The organism is Bacillus sp. SRB3LM, assembly GCF_015712745.1.
In the GTDB taxonomy this organism is placed as follows: Bacteria; Bacillota; Bacilli; order Bacillales; family Bacillaceae_G; genus Bacillus_A; species Bacillus_A thuringiensis_K.
The window spans coordinates 100,200-124,856 of the sequence record NZ_VWVQ01000114.1; the positions used below are offsets into that span (position 1 = coordinate 100,200).

Below are 24,657 nucleotides of genomic sequence, written 5' to 3' on the forward strand. Positions count from 1 at the left end.
TTTAAGTTGCGCCAATACATCTCCATAATCGCCCATATAAATCTCATTTACTACCTTACTGCCCAATCAATTTATAGACTTCTATCACAATAGTTATTTCACTACTAATGACACTTGTCCTTTAGCTTGAAAAACACATATTCGCTTCATCTCGTTATACGTCTAGTTCTTCTTATTTTTTGCTGAATATACTACCAATATAAACTTGAGACAAGCTACATCTGTTTAAGGGAAAATAGAAAGGTAGGCAAAATATGAGCATTGAAATATGGATTACTATTATTGTATTTTTCTTAACAATGATTGTTATCTTTTGGCGGCCTCGAGGTTTAAATGAGGCGTGGCCAGCGGCAATCGGTGCTGGCATTATCCTAATTACTGGACTTGTGTCAAAACCAGACGTCATAGATATTGTTAGTAAAATAGGAGGAGCCTCCATAACAATATTAGCGACCATAGTTATGGCAGTTATATTAGAAAGCTTCGGCTTCTTCCATTGGTCCGCAGCGAAACTGGCAAATCTAGCGAAAGGTTCTGGCCGCCGTCTATACTGGTATATTCAATTATTATGTTTTCTTATGACTCTTTTATTTAATAACGACGGCAGTATTTTAATTACAACTCCCATTTTAATTCTCCTTCTAAAAAACCTTCAATTAAAACCACACCAACAAATTCCTTATTTATTAAGTGGCGCTTTAATCGCTACTGCGTCTAGTGCACCAATTGGTGTAAGTAATATCGTAAACTTAATTGCATTAAATATCGTTAATATGACTCTTTATATGCATACCGCTATGATGTTTGTACCTGCAACACTAGGCTTATTATTTATGTCATGGCTCATGTATACAGTTTTGAAGAAAAAACTTCCGAAAAAATTACCTGTTTCTTCATATGATATTGAAGAAATTTTCTTCACGAAAAACTTCCATCCACTAAAAGGAAATAATTCTGTTGATACGAAACAAAAACGGACAAGATTCATGTTAAAAGTATTAGGCTTCGTCTTCCTTATGCGCTGCCTTCTATTCGTTGCATCCTTCTTATCCATCCCAATTGAAATCGTTGCGGTACTTGGTTCACTCGTTCTTCTCATTTGGAGATGGTACTACTTACGAACAAATCCTGTCGACATTCTGAAAAAAACACCGTGGCACATTTTAATTTTCGCCTTCTCTATGTACGTCATTATTTACGGACTCCACAACGCAGGATTAACAGCTGCACTTGTACAATGGCTCGAGCCAGTTGTGAATCAGCATCTACTTTATGCTAGCTTTGCGATGGGCGGACTTGTATCCATCCTCTCTAACGTCTTCAATAACCATCCTGCCCTTATGATTGGTACAATCACATTAACAGAAATGGGATTAGATCCAGTCACATTAAAAACAATCTATCTTGCAAACATCATTGGTAGTGACATCGGTTCACTATTACTACCAATTGGTACACTAGCTTCACTCATTTGGATGTATATTCTGAAACAAAACAAAATTAAAGTAAAATGGAAAGACTATTTAAGTGTATCCCTTATCGTTATCCCGCTCACAACAGTCGTCACACTATTCCTCTTATTCTACTGGGTACATCTCTTCTTTGCCCTCTAAACAACAGAAGCCCCATTTTGCTACCGTCTTAGCAAATGGGGCTTCTTCTATAATAAAGTTAGGTACTACAGTGTGATCAATCAAGTAAAGAGGTGTAACGTGTTATTGATATAAATGACTACCAGCTTCTTTAAATTCTTCTGCTTTCTCTTTCATTCCTTTTTCAATTGCTTCTGTCGTTTCTAAATCATTTTCTTTTGCATATTCACGAATATCATGTGAAATTCTCATACTACAAAACTTCGGTCCACACATTGAACAGAAGTGAGCTGTCTTTGCCCCTTCTGCAGGCAACGTTTCATCGTGATATTCCATCGCACGTTCAGGATCTAAAGATAAATTAAATTGATCGCGCCAACGGAATTCGAAGCGTGCTTTTGAAAGTGCATCATCACGCTGATGAGCCGTTTTATGTCCTTTCGCAAGATCAGCCGCATGCGCTGCAATTTTGTACGTAATAACACCCGTACGTACATCATCTTTGTTTGGCAAACCTAAATGTTCTTTCGGCGTTACATAACAAAGCATCGCCGTTCCAAACCAGCCAATCATCGCAGCTCCAATCGCTGATGTAATATGGTCATAACCTGGTGCAATATCTGTCGTTAACGGCCCAAGTGTGTAAAACGGCGCGCCCTGACAAATATCAAGCTCTTTCTCCATATTCTCTTTAATTAAGTGCATCGGTACATGTCCAGGTCCTTCGATCATAACTTGCACATCATGTTTCCAAGCAATTTTGGTTAATTCACCAAGTGTTTCAAGCTCAGAAAACTGTGCTTCGTCATTTGCATCTGCAATAGACCCTGGACGTAATCCATCTCCAAGAGAGAACGAAACATCGTACTGCTTCATAATTTCACAAATCTCTTCAAAGTGAGTATATAGGAAGTTTTCTTTATGATGGAATAAACACCACTGTGCCATAATCGAACCACCACGTGAAACGATACCTGTCGTACGCTTTGCCGTGATTGGAATGTAACGAAGCAATACACCAGCGTGAATCGTAAAGTAATCAACGCCTTGCTCCGCCTGCTCAATTAACGTATCACGATATACTTCCCACGTTAAATCTTCTGCAATTCCGTTTACTTTTTCCAGCGCTTGATAGATTGGTACAGTTCCAACTGGTACAGGTGCGTTACGAATAATCCACTCACGCGTCGTATGAATATTTTTACCTGTAGATAAATCCATAATCGTATCTGCACCCCAGCGCGTTGCCCACGTCATTTTCTCTACTTCTTCTGCAATCGAAGAAGATACAGCTGAGTTTCCGATATTCGCGTTTACCTTCACATGGAAGTTACGCCCGATGATCATCGGTTCAGCTTCTGGATGATTAATATTCGCCGGTAAAATAGCGCGGCCTTCTGCGATTTCCTTACGAACAAACTCCGGCTCTACCCCTTCACGAATCGCAACGTATTCCATCTCAGACGTAATAATGCCATTACGTGCATAGTGCATTTGCGTAACATTTGCACCTTCCTTTGCTCTAAGCGGCTTACGATCCATTTGCGGGAAAACAGGTGTATGTTTCGAAGCCACTTTCACACCGTCATCCTCTGGTTTCACTTCACGCCCTTCGTATGCTTCTACATCACCACGCCCCATAATCCAAGAGTGGCGCGGCGTTGGAATGCCTTTTTCCAACTCGACCTTATACGCAGGATCTGTATAAGGACCGCTCGTATCATACACACGAATTGGCGGATTTGGAACGCCATTCGTTTCGCTTTGTTCAATCTCACGCATCGGGACTTTCATACCTTCTCGTGGTCCATCCACATATACTTTCTTACTCCCTGGTAAACTCGATTTCAATTCAATTTGCTCAGCTGAAACAGATTGTTTCATAAATTTTATTGCCCCCCTGTTCGTGACAAGGACGAGATATGGCCAGCGCATGCCAAAATAAAAAGAGCCAGGTCCATAGAAAAATAAGGACCTGGCTCATAAAGACATCATTATGTAAAGCCGTTAACTTCCCTACGCTGGTACGAGCCAGATCAGGTCCAAAGGGTTAAGAAGTTCACGCGCTTCTCTCTCAGCCTACGCATACGTTAGGCACCCCTAGTTTATCACTGATTTAATTTTCAATACTTTCCCATCATACACCATAATCTGAAAAATTCAAAGTTTATTTCTTTTATTGTTTATGGAATCATCCACGTTAAATAATACGCCTGCACATACGTCATAATACCAACAATAATTACGAAGAATAAACTATGCTTTACTGTAAAACGGAACAAATCCGATTCTTTTCCAGCAAGTCCAACTGCTGCACAAGCAATTGCAATCGATTGCGGAGAAATCATTTTTCCTGTTACACCGCCCGTTGTATTTGCTGCAACGAGAAGCACTTCAGATACACCGACTTGCTGCGCTGTAATGGCTTGTAAATTCGAGAACAGTGCATTCGCAGACGTATCAGACCCTGTTAGGAATACGCCAATCCAGCCTAAGAATGGTGAGAAGAACGGGAATAGTCCGCCAGTTCCGGCTAATGCTAACGCTAACGTAGAAGATAGACCAGAATAGTTTGCGATAAATGCAAACCCTAGTACGAATCCGATAGATAGAATTGGCATTTTTAATTCGCTTAACGTTTCTTTAAATGTCACTACTGCATCTTTTACATTCATTTTCAAAATAAACATGGAAATGATACAAGCAATTAAAATCGCTGTTCCAGTTGCCGATAATACATCAAACTTTAGAATTGCCTCGTAAGGCGTTGGTTTATTTACAATGGGCTCTGCTTTCATTACTAAATTATGTAGACCTGGAATTTCAAACTTAAATACAAGACTTTCTAAAGCCCCTCCTGGAGCGAATAATGCCTTAAAGAAACTTTGGCTCCAAATGACTACCATAACCGTTAATACGATAAATGGAGACCATGCCTTCACCACTTTTCCAAACGTTAATTTCGGCATCGATGCTGCTGTCGTTGTTGCTGCTACTTCACTATTTGCTTGCCCGGATTGATAAATTTCTTTCGGCTGCCAAACTTTTAAGAACAGCGCTAAACTAATTAAACTTACAAGTGCCGATGTAATATCCGGAAGTTCTGGCCCTAAAAATGTCGCTGTAATGAACTGCGTAATCGCAAATGAACTACCCGCTACAAGTAACGCAGGCCACGTTTGTCTTATCCCTTTAAATCCATCCATTAAAAATACGATGAAGAATGGAACAAATAATGATAGGAACGGTAATTGATGTCCAGCCATTTGTCCAATTTTATGTGGATCAATACCTGTCACTTGTCCAGCAACTGTAATCGGAATTCCCATCGCTCCGAACGCCACTGGTGCAGTATTTGCAATCAAACAAAGACCTGCTGCGTATAAAGGATTTAACCCAAGACCCGCAAGAAGCGCTGCTGTAATCGCTACTGGTGCCCCAAATCCTGCCGCTCCTTCTAAAAATGCTCCAAATGAAAATCCAATTAAAATAACGAGTAGACGATGATCGTTCGTAATCGATAATACCGATGCACGAATCACATCAAATTGACCTGTTTTTACAGAAATTTTATATAAAAATACGGACATAATGATAATCCAAGCAATTGGCCATAACCCGTACAAAAAACCGTACCCGGTTGCTGCCATTGCCATCTTGAACGGCATTTTATAAGCGAATAACGCTACTAAAACTGTAAGTACAACTGTAATAAATCCTGCTACATACCCCTTCATGCGGAAAACTGCTAAAGCTAAGAAAAAAAAGATAATCGGAATAAGTGCGACCGCTGCCGAAATCCAAATGTTTCCGAATGGATCATAAACTTGTGTCCATGTGTTCATTGTTCTCTCCCCCTAAAGAATCCCCTTTTAAATAGAATAACCTCATCAATAGACTATCAGGTCATCATACCTTTAAGCCTAAAATAAAAAAACGTTTAAGAAAACGTTTTCAACAACTTTCATTTATACTGTACCATAACAATTTCTATTAAAAAAGATTTTTTTGAAAATTTTATTATTTAATAGAAAATCTTACAAAATCGTCACGTTCTTGTAATGTTTATCGATAGGAAGTTTGCCAAAATTATTGCATAATAATAGTATAACAACAGAAATTATTCATGAGGTGATATATATGAACGGAAATAAAATATTAGCTGCGTTATCATACTTTAGTGTACTATTTGCCCCTATCTTATTCCCTATTATCGTTTGGATTGTGGGAGACGCTGAAACAAAACCACATGCAAAACGTGCTCTATGGACACACATCATTCCAAGTATCGCTACATTCATTGGCGTAACTATTTTAGGAATTATGGGTCTTGGATCTGATCAACCAGATGTAACACTTGGAATTGGATCAATGATTGTCTTAGCTATTTGCGGAATCATCAGCTTATACTACTTCATCTGGAACATTGTAAAAGGAATTAAAGTGCTGAAAGCTTAATTTTAAACAAATGTTTGTTTAAAAAGGGCCCCTTGCAAATTGCAAGGGGCCTTTTCCAAATTCGTTCACTTTATCTCCTGCGTTTCTTCTTTTTTCTCATCATTTTCTTTCGGCGCGTATTCACTTTATCCGCTATAATGTGGAGCGTACTTGCCACAACAATTCCCATTAAGAACGTTACAATTTCAACCTCATGTTTCTTCGCAATTTCTATTAAATTACCATCCAGTGCGATTACATTTAATAGAAATAAAAATGGAGAAAAGACGATTAACATGTACGCAATACGAATCACATCACCAAGTATAATCGTATGCGTAAAGAAAGATCGATGCGGCATTACTTTCTTATAAGGATACCAAAATATACGTAAGAAACCCCATTTGTTATAAGCATTACTGTACGTATCTAAATCTGGTGTTAAAAATGAAGTACCTACTAAAAAACCAATTGCAAAAGTTAATAAAAAATCAAAATTTGTTAATCCATACGAAAAGAGCAAAAACAAAACAACCGGAAGGGATATTAAGTTTATTTTCGTATGCGTTCTTCCTGATGGCATAATGCACTTCCTCGCTTACGTTCGTCCTGTCACCTTATGACAGGTTTCACCTATTGACCTAATTTCTGATCGATAAATGTTGTGTCTATATCCGAACCAAACCATTCTGCCAACTTCACTCGTGCCTTATTTTTCACATCTTCATTGACGTATAACGACACCTGTATTAGTGCGGCCGTTAACGCCCCCAAATCATCCGTATAGCCAATTCCAGCAATGAAATCTGGAATCGCATCAATCGGTGCAATAAAATAAGCAAGTGCTCCAATTACAATAATTTTCACTCGTTTTGGAACATCGGGTCTTTGTAAAACGTAAAACAGTAATAAACTTGCATAAATGACCGACTGCCCTGCTTGCTTTGCAACATGTTTTACTTTCTTCCAAAACGCTTCAACTGAAAATTTTTGTTTCATGTAAAAGCCTCCCTATTTTTAAAAAGAAATAAGCTAGAATATGTTATCAGTAAAAGTTCATGGAAATTACACAAAACCTATCAATGAACTTTCATTGTAACAAACAAACCAAAAAAGAACAAGTGTTCGTTAATTTTCACACGATTTCCTTCATATAATAGATTTCTAGATAACCCTTACCCATCTTCATTTCTTATTTCTCAACAAAGAAAATTTTCACTTCCACTTAACATTCTGCTCTACCTTTGTTATATTTTCTAGTTGACGGACATATAAACGAATGTTAAAGTTTTCTCTGGTAGTGACAAATCTTATACAAAAAATGTAAAATGTTATAGTGTTTCTCAGAAATGAATTTTGTTGTATAATACAGAAATGACGTTATGCTTATGAGCAACAAAAGAAACCAAAAGGGTATGCATAGTTATAGTCGTATATGGGTGAATATAGAACCTTTAATTATGGCCAAGAAAACTATGTATTTTTTATTTTAGCATTTTTCGCTCCAAAATCGACCAAGCCTGATAGAGAAAGGGTGGAAATGAATGAAAGAAACCTTGAAATCACAATTTCAAAATGTGCGTTTCACTGTATTCGTAGCTTTAGCCTTATGGCTGAAAACTTACCTTATTACACGCACAAGCTTTGATTTAAAACTTGAATCTTTCATGCAAGAATTCATTTTATTCCTTAGCCCATTAGCAGCATCATTACTGCTTGTTGGTCTTGCATTATTTGCAAAAGGGAAAAAACGTAACTATATAGCACTTGGAATTAATTTTGTCTTAACAATCGTTCTTGTTGGTAACGTAATGTTCTACGGATTCTACAATGACTTCGTTACTTTACCGGTGCTAGGACAAACATCTAACTTTGGAAGTTTAGGTTCTAGTGTAAAAGAATTATTTAACTACAAAATTATTCTTGCATTTGCAGACATTATCATATTCTTCGTTCTGTTGAAGAAAATGAAAAACTTTGCACCTACAGAGCGTGTAGCACGCCCGATGCGTTCCCTATACTTCGTATCAACAGTTGCTATTTTCTTCGCAAACTTAGGACTTGCAGAAGCTGAACGTCCAGAATTATTAACACGTTCATTCGACCGCGTTATGCTTGTTAAAAACTTAGGATTATATGTACACCAAGTATACGATCTTGGCTTACAAGCAAAATCAAGTTCACAAAAAGCATTCGCTGACGGTAGTAAATTACAAGAAACAGAAAACTACGTGAAAACAACACAAAGTAAACCAGATCCAAATATGTTCGGTACTGCAAAAGGGAAAAACGTAATTGTTGTCTCTCTTGAGTCATTACAAACATTCTTAATTGGCGCAACAGTTAACGGACAAGAAGTTACACCATTCTTAAACCAATTTACGAAAGAAAGTTATTACTTTGATAACTTCTTCCATCAAACTGGGCAAGGTAAAACATCTGATGCTGAATTCCTAGTAGATACTTCTTTATATCCACTAGACCGCGGTGCTGTATTCTTCACACACGGTAATAATGAATATACAGCAACTCCAGAAATTTTACGTCAGCAAGGGTATCACACGTCGGTATTCCACGCAAACAACGCAACATTCTGGAACCGTAACATTATGTATCCAGCACTTGGTTATGATCGTTACTACAACGAGCTTGACTACAAGATTACGCCAGAAACAAAATTAAACTGGGGATTAAAAGATATCGAATACTTCGATCAATCTATTGATATGTTAAAACAAGTGAAGCAACCATTCTATACTCGCTTCCTTACTTTAACGAATCATTACCCATTCACTTACGATGACAGTACAAAATTAATCGACGAATATAATTCTGGTGATGGAGTATTTGACCGTTACATGGTAACTGCTCGTTACTTAGACGAAGCAATGAAACACTTTATTGAGCGTCTAAAAGCAGAAGGTATTTACGACAACTCAGTAATCGTATTCTACGGTGACCACTACGGTATTTCTGAAAACCATAACCGTGCAATGGCACAGTTCTTAGGAAAAGAAGAAATCACTGCATTTGACCATATGAACTTACAAAAAACACCGATGTTTATTCACGTTCCAGGTCAAAAAGAAGGTAAAACAATTTCGAAACCAACTGGAGAAATTGATATTAAACCAACTATTCTAAACTTACTTGGTGTAGATTCTACAAATGACGTTCGATTCGGTCATGATGTATTCTCACCTGATAATAAAGGATTTGTTGTTCTTCGTGACGGTAGCTTCGTTACAGATAAATACATGTACACAAACAGTACATTCTACGATCGTGCTACTGGCGAAGTTGTACAATTACCGAAAGAAGAATCTCAACCACTAATTGATCGTGCCCAAAATGAATTGAACATGTCTGATAAAATCATTGAAGGTGACTTACTTCGCTTCTCTGAAAGTAATAAGATTAAAACTGGTGAAGTAAAAACAGTTATTAAAGAAGAAAAGAAGAGTGCTGAGTAATCTCAGCCTCTTTTTTTATTTTCTTCCATACAACTACTTATATTCATTAACTTTAAAATTACATAACCTTTACCAAATATTAACATAGCGTTAATGAAGAATCTCTATAATAAAATATGTAAACGAGGTTCTACATATTTCTTATCTTTCATCTTTCGTAAGATCCCTTAAAGAAATGTGTAAATCTTTTGTTTCTACTTTCTTATAATTGTCTTTCAACATGTTTTGTTTCCATACACAAAACATTCAACAAGACAATGTCCCTATGAAAGATAGCTACCCTCCTTGTGCAGCATTCCATAAGAATGTTGCTTTTTTTTATTTAAAAGCAGGATTCTCATTCTTATTTTCGAATTTGTATATACAAAATGCTGTAAAGTGAAACTTTAATCAGCCCTTACCAATCGGGCAGCTACGGGCAGTTATTCGCCCAATTCACTTCTTTGCTCCACCCTAATTTTTAAGTGGAAGTTTTACTGCCCGTTAATGCGGGGTAAATCATCCTTACTTCTCTATGATTTATAAATACATATACGGTCATATGTAGAGAATTGCTTACATAAAAATTACTATAGTAATTTTTATGTCGCATGAATGAAAGTTTCACATTACTTACGTACTTACGAAAGGATGGGACGGAAATTGGCATACGAAAAATTTGTACTTTGGAATGATGAAGTTATTGATACAACAAAACAACAAACGTACATAGAACTTGAAGAGAGAGGTTTGCAGTTCGGAGATGGTGTCTACGAGGTGATTCGCCTATATAAAGGGAACTTTCACTTATTAGATCCGCACATAACGAGATTATATCGCTCCATGGAAGAAATAGAATTATCGCTCCCTTTCTCAAAAGCTGAGCTCATCACTTTACTTTACAAATTAATTGAACGAAATCATTTCCATGAAGATGGCACAATTTATTTGCAAGTATCTCGTGGTGTACAAGCTCGCACACATATATTTTCATATGACAACCCTCCGACAATTTATGCCTATATTACAAAAAAAGAAAGACCAGCATTATGGATTGAATATGGTATACGTGCTATATCAGAACCCGATACTCGATGGCTACGCTGTGACATTAAATCATTAAATTTATTACCAAACGTACTAGCTGCTACGAAAGCTGAACGGAAAGGTTGTAAAGAGGCACTTCTCGTAAGGAATGGTATTGTAACGGAAGGAAGCCATTCCAACTTCTTTTTAATTAAAAACGGAACTCTTTACACACATCCAGCCAATCACCTTATTTTAAATGGCATTATTCGTCAATATGTCCTTTCTTTAGCTAATACTCTTCACATTCCTGTACAGGAAGAACTTTTCAGCGTTCGTGACGTTTATCAAGCAGATGAATGCTTTTTTACAGGCACAACGATTGAAATTTTACCAATGACCCACCTTGATGGGACCGCGATTCAAGATGGGCAAGTTGGGCCTATCACCAAAAAACTGCAAAAATCTTTTAATCAAATCTTGTTACAATCCAATATGACCTCTTCTTAAACACGAATAATTTCTGTCCTTTCATATTCAATATATGCATTTAAATGGAAATCAAGGTGTAATTTTATGCCTTGATTTTTTTCTTGTAATCTTTTTGTCATATTCAGATTCCTATATAAGTCTTGACAGTAATCGACATGCTCTTTAGAATTTTTAACAGTTGGTAAATATTTCTTCACTACATTACAGACAGAAAGGAATCGACAAATTATGAAAAAGTATCTTGCCGGTCTTGCGGCAGTGTCTGTAGCAGGAGGAGCAGCACCTACACTTGATAGTGTTCAAGCTGCACCTGAACAAAATACACAAAAAGCTGCTACAACTGTCCAAGCTTCTGCATCAAACAGCTCATCTTATAAGGTAAACGCGAGCGTATTACATGTTCGTGCAGGATCAAGCACTTCTCACGACATCATCTCACGCGTTTATAACGGTCAATCATTAAACGTGATTGGCGAAGAAAATGGTTGGTTCAAAATTAACATTAATGGACAAACAGGCTTTGTTAGTGGCGAATTTGTATCAAAAAGTGGAGCAGCAAACAACAATGTAAGTACAGGTGGAAACAATAAAGTTACCGCTGATGTATTACGTGTACGTACAGCTCCTAACACATCTAGTTCTGTTTCTGGACGTGTATATGAAGGACAAACATTAAACGTAATCGGACAAGAAAATGGTTGGGTGAAAATTAACCATAATGGACAAGTAGGTTATGTAAGTGGCGAATTCGTATCTGGCGTTTCTTCTAATGCGGGTTCTTCAAACAACAATACGAATAATAACAACCAAGAAGTAAAACCAGCAAGCGGAAACTATACAGTAAATGTATCTTCCCTTCGCGTTCGTACAGGTCCTAGCACTTCTCACACAACTGTAGGTTCTGTTACAAAAGGACAAGTAGTACAAGTTGTTGGAGAAGTTCAAGATTGGTTCAAAATCAATTACGCAGGACAAACTGCTTATGTAAGCAAAGACTATGTAACAAAAGGTGGTTCCAACGAAAACGTTACAGAAGGCAACAAACAAGAGCAAAACAATAATGGAACTATTCAAACTGGTGGTTCTTACGTGGTTAACGCTACATCTTTACGTGTTCGTACAGGCCCTGCCGCTTACCATAGTGTAATTGGTGGCGTTTTAAACGGTACAACATTAAACGTAGTTGGATCTGAAAACGGTTGGTTTAAAGTGAATTACCAAGGAAAAACAGGCTTTGTTAGTAGCGAATTTGTAAAATTCGTTAAAGGTGGCACTACTACTCCTGAGCAACCAAAACAACCTGAAAAACCTAACCAAGGTGCAATTGGCGACTACTACATTAATGCTTCTGCACTAAATGTACGTAGCGGCGAAGGTACAAATTATAGAATCATAGGCGCACTTCCACAAGGACAGAAGGTTCAAGTAATCTCTGAAAACTCTGGATGGAGCAAAATTAACTACAACGGTCAAACTGGTTATATCGGAACACGTTATCTGTCTAAAACACCAGTTGGAGGCGCAGTAGATAATAAGCCTAACAATAACAACAATAATAATACAGGCAACAATAGCGGCGACAGTTCTTCCGTACTTGCATACGCAAAATCAATGCAAGGTGTACCATACGTTTGGGGCGGAACTTCTGCTAACGGCGTAGACTGCAGTGGCTACATCTACCACGTATTTAAGAAATTTGGTCATAACATTAGCCGTCAAAGTGTTGCGGGATACTGGAGTAGCCTACCAAAAACTTCAAGTCCACAACCTGGTGACTTAATTTATTTCCAAAACACTTATAAATCTGGTCCTTCACACATGGGTATTTACCTTGGAGGCGGATCATTTATCCAAGCTGGAGATAAAGGTGTTGCAATCGCTTCATTAAGTAACTCTTATTGGAAGAGCCACTTCTTAGGATACACGAAAGCACCTTAATTAATAGTTTCAAAGCCTTCTAATTTACTAGAAGGCTTTTTTGCTATGAGTTCAACATATTACTCCCTTTCTCCTACCTTCTCTCTACAAAAATAATGTATCCATTCTTCTATTTCATACACTTTATTCTGCAAAAACAATGCATAACGTTATCATAATGTATATATTTTCATAAAAAACATAACCTATTTCATGTCTATTTATTTTATATGTGTTTTTTTGAAGAATTTTCTTTTTATTTAAACTTTTCATTAGACGTTTGACCTCCGATGTCCATTATGATAAGTTACTAAAGATGTTATATTCGTAAACGTATAGACAACTGGTTTATACACTGTTTTTACTATGAGGAAGGAGCATACACTGCATGAATCTTTTATGGGGAATTGGCGGCGTGATTGGAGTATTAGCAATTGCTTTCTTACTATCTTCCAACCGCAAAGCTATTAATTGGCGCACAATTTTAATTGCGCTAGCATTACAAATGTCATTTTCATTTATCGTATTACGATGGGACGCTGGTAAAGCAGGTTTAAAACACGCTGCTGACGGTGTTCAAGGATTAATTAATTTTTCTTACGAGGGTATTAAGTTCGTTACTGGGGATTTAGTCAACGCAAAGGGACCTTGGGGATTTGTATTCTTTATTCAAGCACTACTTCCAATCGTATTTATTAGTTCATTAGTAGCAATCTTATATTATTTTGGTATTATGCAGAAATTTGTTAGCATCGTTGGTGGTGCATTAAGTAAACTTCTTGGAACTTCTAAAGCAGAAAGCCTAAACTCAGTAACGACTGTATTTTTAGGACAAACTGAAGCTCCAATCTTAATTAAACCTTACTTAGCACGCTTAACAAATAGTGAATTCTTCACTATTATGGTAAGCGGTATGACAGCTGTTGCTGGATCTGTTCTTGTCGGTTATGCAGCAATGGGTATTCCGTTAGAGCACTTATTAGCAGCTGCAATTATGGCGGCTCCATCGAGCTTATTAATTGCGAAACTAATCATGCCAGAGACAGAAAAAGTAGATAATAACGTTGAACTTTCTACAGAACGTGAAGACGCAAATGTTATTGATGCAGCTGCACGCGGCGCATCTGAAGGTATGCAACTTGTTATTAACGTAGCAGCAATGTTAATGGCTTTCATCGCATTAATCGCTTTATTAAATGGATTATTAGGATGGGTTGGTTCTCTGTTCGATATTAAACTTAGCCTTGATTTAATCTTTGGTTACTTATTATCACCATTCGCAATCTTAATCGGGGTTTCTCCTGGTGAAGCGATACAAGCAGCAAGCTTTATCGGTCAAAAACTTGCAATCAACGAATTCGTTGCATACGCAAACTTAGGACCACACATGGCAGAGTTCTCTGACAAAACAAATCTAATTTTAACATTCGCAATCTGTGGATTTGCAAACTTCTCTTCTATCGCAATTCAATTAGGTGTAACAGGAACACTAGCTCCTACTCGCCGTAAACAAATTGCACAATTAGGGATTAAAGCAGTTATCGCTGGTACATTAGCGAACTTCTTAAATGCAGCAGTTGCAGGTATGATGTTCCTATAAACTTATATAGAGTCTTCTCTTTCTACAAGAGGAGACTTTTTTCATGCAATCCAAGCGTCTTTTATGTATCTATTAATCAATTTATCCTAAATATAAGTACATTATGATACAATAATGTTTAAGTCTTTTTATTTTTCTTATGAAAATAGAGATACTACTTGTTGTTGCCCTTCAAAAGAATGTAACGACATAGTCAATTTCTTAATAATTGCGCATACTACAAGTATCTATTGATGAAATAGCTTTAAGGAGGAAAGTTTTGTGAAAGATAAGTTCTATAAAATCCTCTCTATGTGGATTTTACAAATTGTATTTTATTTTACTACTGTATATGTGACGAAATATGAGCATGCTCTCATTTTTACAATAATATACGTAATCGTAAATGTACTATTCTTATTTTTAGCTGACAAAACAGCATTTGTTTTCTTCATACTAGGAACCATTATTTCCGTATTTTATTTGTTCTATCAAGCATGGCTTCACTTATGGAGTACATCAGATCAATGGCAATATATGATTACCCACTTCCTGATGGCAGCTAACTTCTTCATTGTATATATAACAACTCACCTATTGAAAAAAGTGATTCATGAAAATAAAACTTTAACTGAGCGTGTGAGAACATTGGAACAATATATTGGAGAATCCAAATTACTAACAAGACAAGAATTCGAGAGACGCCAAGCGTTATTAACGACTGCAATGAATCGTCGTAATGAAACAGGCATTATTGTTTACTTTGATTTCACTTCCTTTAGTAAATATACAAAGGAAAGTGTTATGGACCGTGTAGCTTCTTTATTAGTTGAAACGGTAAGGAATGATTTTGACCTTACTGCTGAATATGATAATAATACGCTAGTTATTTTATTACAAAACACAAATGAAGCTGGTGCTGACATTGTAATGAACCGCCTAAAACCAAAAATGGAGCAATGGCTTGCTGCTGAAGCAATCAAAGATATAAAAATTTCACGCGAGCAAATTGGAAACAAAGGACAGACACTGTTATGATGACTCTCGTTATACTTCTTTTATTCCTTCTGTTTTGCGTACTCGTTTTTTGGATTAGTATCACATTTTCAATTAAATATGTACTTATTTTTACGGCCTTTCTATTCTCTGGCTTACTCGTTTACTACTCTTTCTTAACAATCGCGGGCTTAATTCACCGAAATAGTAAACGAAAAGATCGTACGCTAGAACATTATCCGAGCGTCGATATTTTCATACCTGCCCATAATGAAGGCGTCGTTATTAAAGATACTTTAGAGGCGATGGCAAAGATTGAATATCCAGGAAAGCTAACTATTTATTTATTAAATGATAACTCTCAAGATGAAACACCTGAAATCGGAGATGATTTCGACAAAGCTTATGCTCATATTCGTCATATTCGTGTTCCTCCCGGTGAACCGAAGGGTAAATCACGTGTACTAAACTATGGGCTTAGTATTTCAGATGGTGAGTACTTCTGTGTTTACGATGCAGATAACCAACCTGAACCACACGCACTGCGAATGCTTGTAGAACACGCTGAAACAACTGAAGATGCTGTTGGAGCTGTTGGACACGTTCGTACAGTAAACGAAAAAAGAAACTGGTTAACGCGAATGATTTCGCTAGAATTCCAAATCTTTCAGCTCCTTATGCAATCTGGACGCTGGTTACTATTCCAAACGGGCTCGCTGACAGGAACAAACATGCTTCTTCGTCGCTCCGCACTAGAAGAGCTTGGTGGCTATGACCCTTACGCAATTGCAGAAGATGCTGAATTAACATTACGAATTACACAAAAAGGTTATCTCTTACCAATCGTCCCAGAATCAGTTACTTGGGAACAAGAACCAGAGCATTTAAAAATTCTTATTAAACAACGTACACGTTGGCTCCAGGGAAATTTATATATTTTAGAAAAAATGTTCTCATCATTAAGTTTCTTTAAAGGAAAGCTGCTTGTTCATTCCTTACAACAAGTTCTAGTGTATGTTGTATTTTGGCTATTCCTAATCATTTCGAACGTTTGGTTTGTAATTGGGCTACTCGGGATATTCCAAATTCAATATAGCATTCCGCTACTATTTATGTGGTATGTCGCATATATTACATATGTTTCTCAATTATTTAGTGCCCAGAGTGTCGAACGAACCTTTACACCGACTAATATTTTTATTAGCGTTATTATGTACTTTACGTACGCACAGCTCTTTACGTACTTATTTATTCGTAGCTTAATCTTATACTTACGTGCAAAGAGCAAGAAACAAGTCATTGGCTGGGATAAAACAGTTCGATTCAAAAAAGATAAATAATAAAAATAAGCACAGAGCGCCATATGCTCTGTGCTTATTTATTGCCGTATAAATTATATATCAGACAATACCCCTTAGCTGAAAGTAATTTCACGTCCATCCCCCAACGAACGATCGACCTTCATTTATATACGAAAAAGTGATTGCTATTTTTGTAGAACCAATTGCTTCTCTTGCTGTTCTTTGCGCGTTTCAGTCTTAGGTTCCGTGCTTTCTTGGACACTACGATGTGCCACACGTTTCAAACAAATATGCTTCCACTTTCTTTCGTAACGTTTCATTATTCTAGATGTCCCCCTTGAATGCGCTTTAAAACTATTTGAAATCGCTTACAGGAAATAATATAGCACATATATATAAACGTGACAACACATTTCCGACAATTTTTTGTCAAAAATATGAATAGAATTTGAAAGATATCGAAAATTGTCGAAACTAATCGATTTCCCTTCGTATAAAAGGCATACTACTTATATGATAAAGTATTTTATTTCCCCTACCCGCATTTCAAATTCCTTCTATATAAAGTGAAACTTTAATTAGCCATCACCAATCGGGCTTTTACAAGTAGCTCGACTTATTTGCTTTTGCTGAATTTTGAGGTGGTGTTCTTACTGCTCGGCAAATAGAGGTATAAAAAAAGAGCTGATATGAAATCAGCTCTTTTCCTTCTATTATTAATGACGCTTCCTACGTCCTTCTTTTTGTAACTCTTTAAATAATGCTGCCATCATAAAGAAAATAACAAAGACGAACGGGAATGCTGCAATGATAGCTGCCGTTTGTAAGGCTTCTAATCCACCAACATATAATAAGATAGAAGCTAGCGCGGCTAGAACGATACCCCAAATCATTTTAATGCGATTTGGTGGGTTTAAACTACCATGTGTCGTTAACATCCCTAAAACGAATGTCGCAGAATCTGCAGATGTAATAAAGAATGTAGAAATAAGAAGAATCGCTAGAACAGATAAAGCTGATCCAAAGCTTCCCATCTGATCAAACATAGCAAACAATCCTACTTCTGTTCCCATCTCTTTAATTTTTTCAAAGATATGTGCATCACCAAACAGCTCCATATGAATACCTGTTCCGCCGAAAACAGAGAACCAAAGGGCACCAATTATTGTCGGTACGAGTAACACACCGATTACAAACTCACGAATGGTACGTCCTCGTGAAACACGAGCAATAAACGTACCTACGAACGGTGACCATGCAATCCACCATGCCCAATAGAAAATTGTCCACGATTGAATCCATTGGTTTCCACCTTCGTCTAATGGACTTAAACGGAAGCTCATGCTTGGCAATTCTTGAATGTAAGAACCGATTGTTGAAGTGAAGTAATTCATAATAAAGTTTGTTGGACCCGCAAATAATACAATAATCATAAGTGCAAACGCAAAAATAATGTTCGTATTACTTAAATATTTAATTCCTTTATCAAGACCTGTTTGCGCAGATAACATAAATAATACTGTTACGATTGCAATAATAACTAACTGAGTCGTTAATGAGTTCGGGATAGATGTTAAATAACTAACACCACCTGCAATTTGTTTCGCCCCGAGACCTAATGACGTTGCAACACCAAACACAGTTGCGAAAACAGCTAACACATCAAATGAATGAGCAATACGCCCGTGTTCCCCGCCCTTAAATAACGGACCTACTGTCGCACTAATCGTACTTGCTTTTCCTTTTCTAAAGGTAAAGTAAGCAATACATAACGCTACAAACGCATATAGTCCCCAAGGATGTAATCCCCAATGGAAAAATGAAAAACGCAGTGCAAGGCGCGCACTTTCCTCAGTTGCACCTTCTCCAAACGGAGGTGCGTATAAATGATTTAATGGTTCGGCAACGCCCCAGAAGACTAAGCCGATACCCATACCAGCACTAAATAACATAGCAAACCATGTCATATAACTATAATCAGGTTCGTCATCATCTTTACCTAAACGAATAGAACCGTATTTCGAAACAATTAAAAAGATAGACACACCTAAAATAATAGAAACGGAAATAATATAAAACCACCCGAACTTACTAACTAATGCAGTTTGAATTGCGGTTGTTACATTTCCTAAGCTACCTTTTCCAATAATAGATTCGGGAATAATCCCCCAAATTGTAAATGCAATACATAATGTTAATGAAACGATGAATGTTTTTGTCAGTTTCCTCATCAAATCCCCCTTCGTAGGTTTCGTTTTTGTAAATAACATAAATTCCGATATGTAAAATCGGATAGAAAACTATAATTTTGCGGTGATTTTCTTACTTTCACCTTCACCAATTCGAATTCTTATGGACAGCCTTACCTTTCGTATAACCTTTTCACTCTGCAAGAGCTACAAGTTAGAAATACTACTGTCAAATTGTGTGAGAAAAACGCGGATAGGAATGTATTTTCCTAAAAAAGGATGTGTTACATATGTAAAAAAGGGCAAAGTTCTTCCTTGCAACCCTTTCGTTTTGTAACAATTATGCGGTTTTTTTGCTAGTATATAGCACGTGTTTCTAGCTTCACAAACAAAATGTTTATGTTTATATAACTATATTACCCATAAAACGGTAAAATACTCAAGGAATGTAATCGTTTAGTAAACATCATGTAACACCCTTGTAATATTTTTATTTACGTCGAAAAAAACATGTTGTATTAAATATTTCGAATATAACTAGAAACCTATGAGTCATATAGAATGAAAAACGCTTTCCTATATTTTTTGTTATATTACAGGATATTAACGACTGATTACGAATGGTTTGTAATTGTGTGTTTTCCCCAAATCCGAAAAAATCTGTTGCTATAATGAGGACACGAAAACAAACGCAATGGAGGCTATCATGAAAAAATTAATTGGTATAGCAACAGCAGCAGTTTTTGGTCTTGGGATTTTCACATCATCTGCTAATGCAGAAACTGTTGTAACAACAGACGTACTAAACGTACGCGAAAACCCTACTACGGAATCAAAAGTTGTCGGTAAATTACTAAACGGTAATAAAATAGATGTTCAAAATACAGAAAACGGATGGTCAAAAGTTACTTTAGACGGTAAAGACGCATTCGTAAGTGCAGAGTTCACAAAAAGCATCTACTACGTAACAGCTAACGTATTAAACGTACGTGCTGAAGCGAACACAAACTCAGAAATTCTTGGAAAGTTGAAGAAAGACGATGTAATCGAAACAACGAACCAAGTACAAAATGAGTGGTTACAATTTGAATATAACGGGAAAACAGCTTATGTTCATGTTCCTTTCTTAACAGGTACAGCACCTGTGATTGAGAAACAAGAAACAACTGCCCCTGCTAAAGCTGAAGCACCAGCTAAGGCTCAAACACCTGCAGCACAAGCAAAACCAGCTGCTAAGCCTGCTGTGAAAGCTGCTGAAACTAGCACACCATCTGGTGGTCGTGAGTTAACTGTGGTAGCTACAGCATATACAGCTCACCCGAGCGAAAACGGTGGCACATATGGCGGCCGTGTATTAACTGCAATGGGTCATGATTTAACTGCGAATCCAAACATGAAAATGATCGCTGTTGACCCGAAAGTAATCCCATTAGGATCTAAAGTATGGGTAGAAGGTTACGGAGAAGCTATCGCTGGAGATACTGGTGGTGCAATTAAAGGTAACCGTATCGACATCCTGCTTGGATCAGATAGTGCTGCTCAAAAATGGGGACGCAAAACTGTTAAAGTGAAAATTTTAAAATAACCAATGACTGCTGAAGCCAGTTCTCCTTGTTGAGAGCTGGCTTTTATTTTTTTATAATACATATAAGGAGGTTATATCCATGAATGTAGAAGCAAAAGTAGACTGGATCGGTACACCAAAACCGTATATATATAAAGATGAAGTAGCATACGACGCTACTTCCATTGACTTTTCACTCGCTGGTGATGACAATCGGTATAAATTAATTATGCTCAAGTCTGAAGAAAATACACATCACAAATTTGTCCGATATGGAATCAAACCTGGCTCACAAAAGCCATTTCCTATCGACATTCCATTTGAACAAAACATGTTACCAATTATAGAGCAAATATTACATGATCCGTATGTACAAGCGATATTAAAGGAAACGCACTCATAATTGTAAAAAAAGATATCAACGATTTTTCAATTATATCTATCATAACTTACGATATATCAACGGTTTGGCACGAAATATTGATTTAGCTACAAAATAAAGAGGCTGTTCAATATTGAACAGCCTCTCTCATATTAACGAGTTGGACCAGATACATCTTCTGATTTCAACGTATTATTTGCACCAAGAGAATGATACAACATCTTTCCATTTCCATTCACAGTTACAATATGTTCGTTATTAAAACTTTTGAACTTCACAGATCCATCACCGTAACGAATATGATACTCTTCATATGTCGTTACTTTATATTTCGTAGCACTTTGACGCTCTACATTACGAACTTCCATCGTTAATAAGTCTTCTGTAATTCCTTTTTTGTGTAAATACTGTATATAATCACGGTCTTCCTTATACGATTTCCCGCTCTTATCATAATTATTTTCAATTAAACTAAAATCATTTAATGAAATTGCACGTACGTTATCATAAATATGATTTCTTACAAATTCGCCCACTGTTGAACTTGATGTTTCTTTCGGGAATTTTAAGTAATACGTGCTTTGGTCTCCAATTTTAACACTTTCAGATTTCATCACACCAAAATCAGTAGTTTTCTCTAAATGTACTTCTACTGTTTCATCTGTGGATACAGGGCCAAGCTTATAACTTCCATAATTTAATTTTCCACGTTTTTTCCCATTCACAAATACAGTTGCATCACTTTCATCAGAAGAAATACTTACATGCTTGCCTTCAAGCGATAAATCCACTTTCACCTTCTCGCTCTGTTCATCCGCTAAATCTACTTCTTTCTCTGTTTCTAATTCAGTAAGTTCTGTCTTCGCCGTTGCCTTTACAACATATGTACCTGGGAAGTATGGCCCCAACTCTTTCGAAGTTTTATCACTAGAAAGCTCTGTTTCTTTTTTGTCATTCACATATATTTCTGCGTTTTTTGCAGTTGTACTAACGCTCATATAATAAGATTTCATGCTGAACTTATACTTTGGATATAAGAACCACTCTTTTCCCTCTTCTACTATTTCCCCGTCCTTAAATGAAGGTTTATCTTTTGTTAACTTTTGATCTACTGTCTCTTTCTGTAAATAAGAAAGTAATTGTTTGTTGTAAGAAGGATTCTCTTTTAAATAACGCATGTACGCTTTAATATCCTCTGTCTTAATCTTTAAGCTTGAATCATTCGCTTTTACAAACTCATCAATTGCATTAATATCTTTCTTTTGGAATGCTTCAATCATTACATTTACTTGCTTTTCTTTTGAAAACTTATATGCTCCAAATTTATATGCCCCAAATAATAATGCAGCAATAATGGCAAAACCAATGATTAAAAATAAATTTTTCTTACTTTTCACTGGTTTTGTCTCGCTTTGTAATTCTGTATATGAAGCAGCAGTGTTATCAACGATTACTTCTACTTTACTCCCACACTCAGGACAAAAGTTCAAATGGTCTGCAACATTCTTTTTACATGTTCCACAAAACTTCAACGTGCTCTCCTCCTATTTTTTAGCTAATTTCATTCCAGCAAATGCCGCTACATATGTCACAATAAGACTAAACAAAGTTAAATATATAAATGAATTTTGCATAGATAGTACTGTTCCACTGGTTCCAAATAAACTTGTTACAGTTCCTGAAACATTAATTTGGAACTTAGAAATCATATTCATTACAATCATCATAATTGTGTAAGAACCACTGCATACCGCTAATGTAATATATATATTGGCAGTCGGTAATTTAGCTAACTTTCTTCCCGCTCTAAACATAAAGAACAACGGAATAATAAGCAGTAATAAACCGTAATGGAATACGTTATTCACTTTATCAAATTCTGCAAGGCTTTCCTCATTTGCTCCTTTTGAAATCAATATCTCTCTAAGCTCTACGCCATTTACAGAGACGCCTGATATAAATGAAAACGATAGTGTGCTCTCATATGTATTTGATTTCTTACCAATTCTAGTAAATTCCTTACTAAGTGCTGGACTTGATACTTCTAACGGCGCAAAATGAGCCATACTCCATAATTGAGGTGTTAACTCTAATGCTAATAATGTACTTTCAGATTTTAAAGTTGTTATTTCTTTTAATGGTTCAATACCATCTTCCTTACTTACTAACGCCATAATACAAACCGCTACTGCTGTTACTAAAAGTCCTTTTATCATAGCTGAAACACCGTAATAAACAGACGCTCCATATGGCATTAACTCTTGAAATGCTGCTGCCATATTGTTTTTGCTTGTATGAGCAATAAATCCTAATAAGGTAAATAATGTCCCACATACAAAACCACTCAATAAACTCTTAATCGCTGAATAGCCAACCGTAATCTTACCTGCTTCTGAGAATGGAATTGCAAAAGATTGTGATGCTATAAAACTTATAATGAATAAAAAGACTCCATAAATAATACCAACTGTTGCTGCCATAAAGATTTGATCTTTAATCGTTTTCGCAACATGCTGTTTCCCTAACCAAATTCCTGTACCAGCAAAAATAATAAATGGAATGATTAATAATAATGTAAATGGAGTATGCCAAGATAAAGAAAATATCAATCCACTATCATCGTTAGCTGTAAAACCAAGTAAATGATAACTTAACATCGTAGAAGTTGCACTCGAATAAAAACTTGGCAACATTTCTAATTCTTTCGCAAATTTGCTAAACATCTCACTTAACATAGAGGCAAATAATAAACTACCAATCCAACCAGCAATTAACATGAGAATACTTGCAACAGCCCCACCAATCAAACCTTTTTGTAAAACGGCTTTATCTGCTTTAAATTCAACTTTAGGAGCACCATCCATTGTAGGCAATTTTACAGATTGTTCTTTTTTCTTCACAACAGATAAAGAATACCCACACTTTTTACAATATAAATTTTTTTGGGCATTTTCACTGCCACAACCTTTGCAGTATTTTGCAGTATCTTTTTCTAATGTTACTGCATCTATAGCTCCTGCAATCTCCATACTACCTTCATTTGGGCAATAATTTACTTCTTCACCATGTTGTTTTCCACATGTGCGACAATACATTTAATTCACTCCCCACTTTGCTTAATTCCACAAACTGGACAGTAAGTAGATTTTTTATCGATATGCTCATTACATGAAATACAATTTACCGTTTCACCTTCATTTTCTACTGCTAACATCGGATTAGGCTTTCCACATGAACCACAAAACTTATCATTTATTGATAAAGGTCCACCACATTCACATGTAGCTTTTTCACCTTGTTGTTTTTGCAATTCAACAATGCGCTTTCTTGCTTGATAAATAGCTACATCAAATTCTTGAACTGGAGCAATCATTTCTTTTAAGCTCGCTTCATTTACTCCACTTCCTCTTAATTGAACATACACTTGCTGTCCAACCTCTAATAGAACCTCTGCTTTTTTCTGAATTTGCACTTGCATTCCCTTTTTCAATTGAGCAATTTCTTGTGCAACTTGCAACTTCATTTTCCCTTGTTCTATTCCTTCTTGTAACTTATTCATTCCACTACCTAACTTCGTCTGTAAATCTGACAAATTATTTCTCCTCCTATACGTATATATTAATATACGAAATTAACATTTTATATATTACCATGATTTTCAAGTTATGTAATCCAAATTTCATTTTTTCTGTTTTGAGCATTTTTTGTTTATAATGGTAAAGGAAAGAAA

At 36.4% G+C, this 24,657-nt stretch carries 18 protein-coding genes and 1 riboswitch; of the genes, 10 read left to right on the forward strand and 8 right to left on the reverse strand.

What is annotated here, in order from left to right:
• The first annotated feature begins 254 nt into the window (after window positions 1-254).
• On the forward strand, window positions 255-1,613 hold the full coding sequence (locus tag F3I02_RS32885) for an arsenic transporter (protein WP_046946616.1): 1,359 nt from the start codon (window positions 255-257) through the stop codon (window positions 1,611-1,613).
• 102 nt (window positions 1,614-1,715) lie between these two features.
• Here F3I02_RS32885 and thiC read toward each other — a convergent pair whose 3' ends face one another.
• Entirely contained in the window at window positions 1,716-3,476 is a 1,761-nt protein-coding gene (gene thiC, locus F3I02_RS32890) for a phosphomethylpyrimidine synthase ThiC (RefSeq protein WP_061884764.1), read from the reverse strand.
• Between the two features lie 112 nt (window positions 3,477-3,588).
• A riboswitch (TPP riboswitch) is annotated at window positions 3,589-3,704 on the reverse strand.
• A gap of 71 nt (window positions 3,705-3,775) precedes the next feature.
• Window positions 3,776-5,437, reverse strand: a complete 1,662-nt coding sequence (lldP, locus tag F3I02_RS32895; protein WP_046946614.1) for an L-lactate permease — start codon at window positions 5,435-5,437, stop codon at window positions 3,776-3,778.
• 295 nt (window positions 5,438-5,732) lie between these two features.
• Here lldP and F3I02_RS32900 point away from each other — a divergent pair, with 295 nt between their 5' ends.
• Window positions 5,733-6,050, forward strand: coding sequence for a magnetosome magnetite crystal formation protein family (locus tag F3I02_RS32900; RefSeq protein WP_001014099.1), 318 nt, complete (start codon window positions 5,733-5,735; stop codon window positions 6,048-6,050).
• Between the two features lie 70 nt (window positions 6,051-6,120).
• Here F3I02_RS32900 and F3I02_RS32905 read toward each other — a convergent pair whose 3' ends face one another.
• Complete coding sequence (locus F3I02_RS32905) at window positions 6,121-6,612, reverse strand: metal-binding protein (RefSeq protein ID WP_001139059.1); 492 nt, start codon at window positions 6,610-6,612, stop codon at window positions 6,121-6,123.
• Window positions 6,613-6,662: 50 nt separating this feature from the next.
• On the reverse strand, window positions 6,663-7,028 hold the full coding sequence (locus tag F3I02_RS32910) for a YkvA family protein (protein WP_000810373.1): 366 nt from the start codon (window positions 7,026-7,028) through the stop codon (window positions 6,663-6,665).
• Between the two features lie 545 nt (window positions 7,029-7,573).
• On the opposite strand from F3I02_RS32910, the gene F3I02_RS32915 reads away from it, so the two are divergent.
• The 6 genes from F3I02_RS32915 (at window position 7,574) to F3I02_RS32940 (ending at window position 16,831) form a co-directional block, all read left to right on the forward strand.
• The gene (locus tag F3I02_RS32915; RefSeq protein ID WP_000665350.1) at window positions 7,574-9,502 is read left to right on the forward strand and encodes an LTA synthase family protein; all 1,929 of its coding nucleotides are present in this window, start codon (window positions 7,574-7,576) and stop codon (window positions 9,500-9,502) included.
• A gap of 630 nt (window positions 9,503-10,132) precedes the next feature.
• Window positions 10,133-11,017, forward strand: coding sequence for a D-amino-acid transaminase (locus F3I02_RS32920; protein ID WP_080029564.1), 885 nt, complete (start codon window positions 10,133-10,135; stop codon window positions 11,015-11,017).
• Between the two features lie 210 nt (window positions 11,018-11,227).
• Entirely contained in the window at window positions 11,228-12,937 is a 1,710-nt protein-coding gene (locus tag F3I02_RS32925; protein WP_196478824.1) for a C40 family peptidase, read from the forward strand.
• Window positions 12,938-13,304: 367 nt separating this feature from the next.
• On the forward strand, window positions 13,305-14,516 hold the full coding sequence (locus F3I02_RS32930; protein ID WP_001051029.1) for a NupC/NupG family nucleoside CNT transporter: 1,212 nt from the start codon (window positions 13,305-13,307) through the stop codon (window positions 14,514-14,516).
• 261 nt (window positions 14,517-14,777) lie between these two features.
• Complete coding sequence (locus F3I02_RS32935; protein WP_196478825.1) at window positions 14,778-15,533, forward strand: dGTP triphosphohydrolase; 756 nt, start codon at window positions 14,778-14,780, stop codon at window positions 15,531-15,533.
• Complete coding sequence (locus tag F3I02_RS32940) at window positions 15,530-16,831, forward strand: glycosyltransferase family 2 protein (protein ID WP_000988751.1); 1,302 nt, start codon at window positions 15,530-15,532, stop codon at window positions 16,829-16,831. The genes F3I02_RS32935 and F3I02_RS32940 overlap by 4 nt, the downstream gene beginning before the upstream one ends.
• A 677-nt stretch (window positions 16,832-17,508) precedes the next feature.
• On the opposite strand, the gene opuD is transcribed toward F3I02_RS32940, so the two are convergent.
• Window positions 17,509-19,023 carry a glycine betaine transporter OpuD gene (opuD, locus tag F3I02_RS32945; RefSeq protein WP_001230114.1) on the reverse strand — a complete coding sequence of 505 codons (1,515 nt, stop codon included), beginning with the start codon at window positions 19,021-19,023 and terminating at the stop codon, window positions 17,509-17,511.
• A gap of 664 nt (window positions 19,024-19,687) precedes the next feature.
• Between opuD and F3I02_RS32950 the strand changes: the two genes are divergently transcribed.
• Window positions 19,688-20,566, forward strand: a complete 879-nt coding sequence (locus F3I02_RS32950; protein WP_000733340.1) for a cell wall-binding protein EntA — start codon at window positions 19,688-19,690, stop codon at window positions 20,564-20,566.
• Window positions 20,567-20,645: 79 nt separating this feature from the next.
• Window positions 20,646-20,948: a DUF3910 family protein gene (locus F3I02_RS32955; protein WP_001100117.1), complete on the forward strand. Its 303-nt coding sequence runs from the start codon at window positions 20,646-20,648 to the stop codon at window positions 20,946-20,948.
• A gap of 131 nt (window positions 20,949-21,079) precedes the next feature.
• Here F3I02_RS32955 and F3I02_RS32960 read toward each other — a convergent pair whose 3' ends face one another.
• Genes F3I02_RS32960 through F3I02_RS32970 form a run of 3 tightly spaced genes read right to left on the reverse strand, consistent with a single transcriptional unit; the run spans window position 21,080 to window position 24,519 of the window.
• A complete protein-coding gene (locus F3I02_RS32960) occupies window positions 21,080-22,459 on the reverse strand; it encodes a zinc ribbon domain-containing protein (protein WP_046946611.1) in 1,380 nt (459 codons plus the stop codon).
• A 12-nt stretch (window positions 22,460-22,471) separates the two neighbouring features.
• Entirely contained in the window at window positions 22,472-24,022 is a 1,551-nt protein-coding gene (locus F3I02_RS32965; RefSeq protein ID WP_000271638.1) for a zinc ribbon domain-containing protein, read from the reverse strand.
• A 5-nt stretch (window positions 24,023-24,027) separates the two neighbouring features.
• Window positions 24,028-24,519 (reverse strand): zinc ribbon domain-containing protein, encoded by a 492-nt coding sequence (locus F3I02_RS32970; protein WP_196478826.1) that lies wholly within the window; start codon window positions 24,517-24,519, stop codon window positions 24,028-24,030.
• Between the last annotated feature and the right edge of the window lie 138 nt (window positions 24,520-24,657).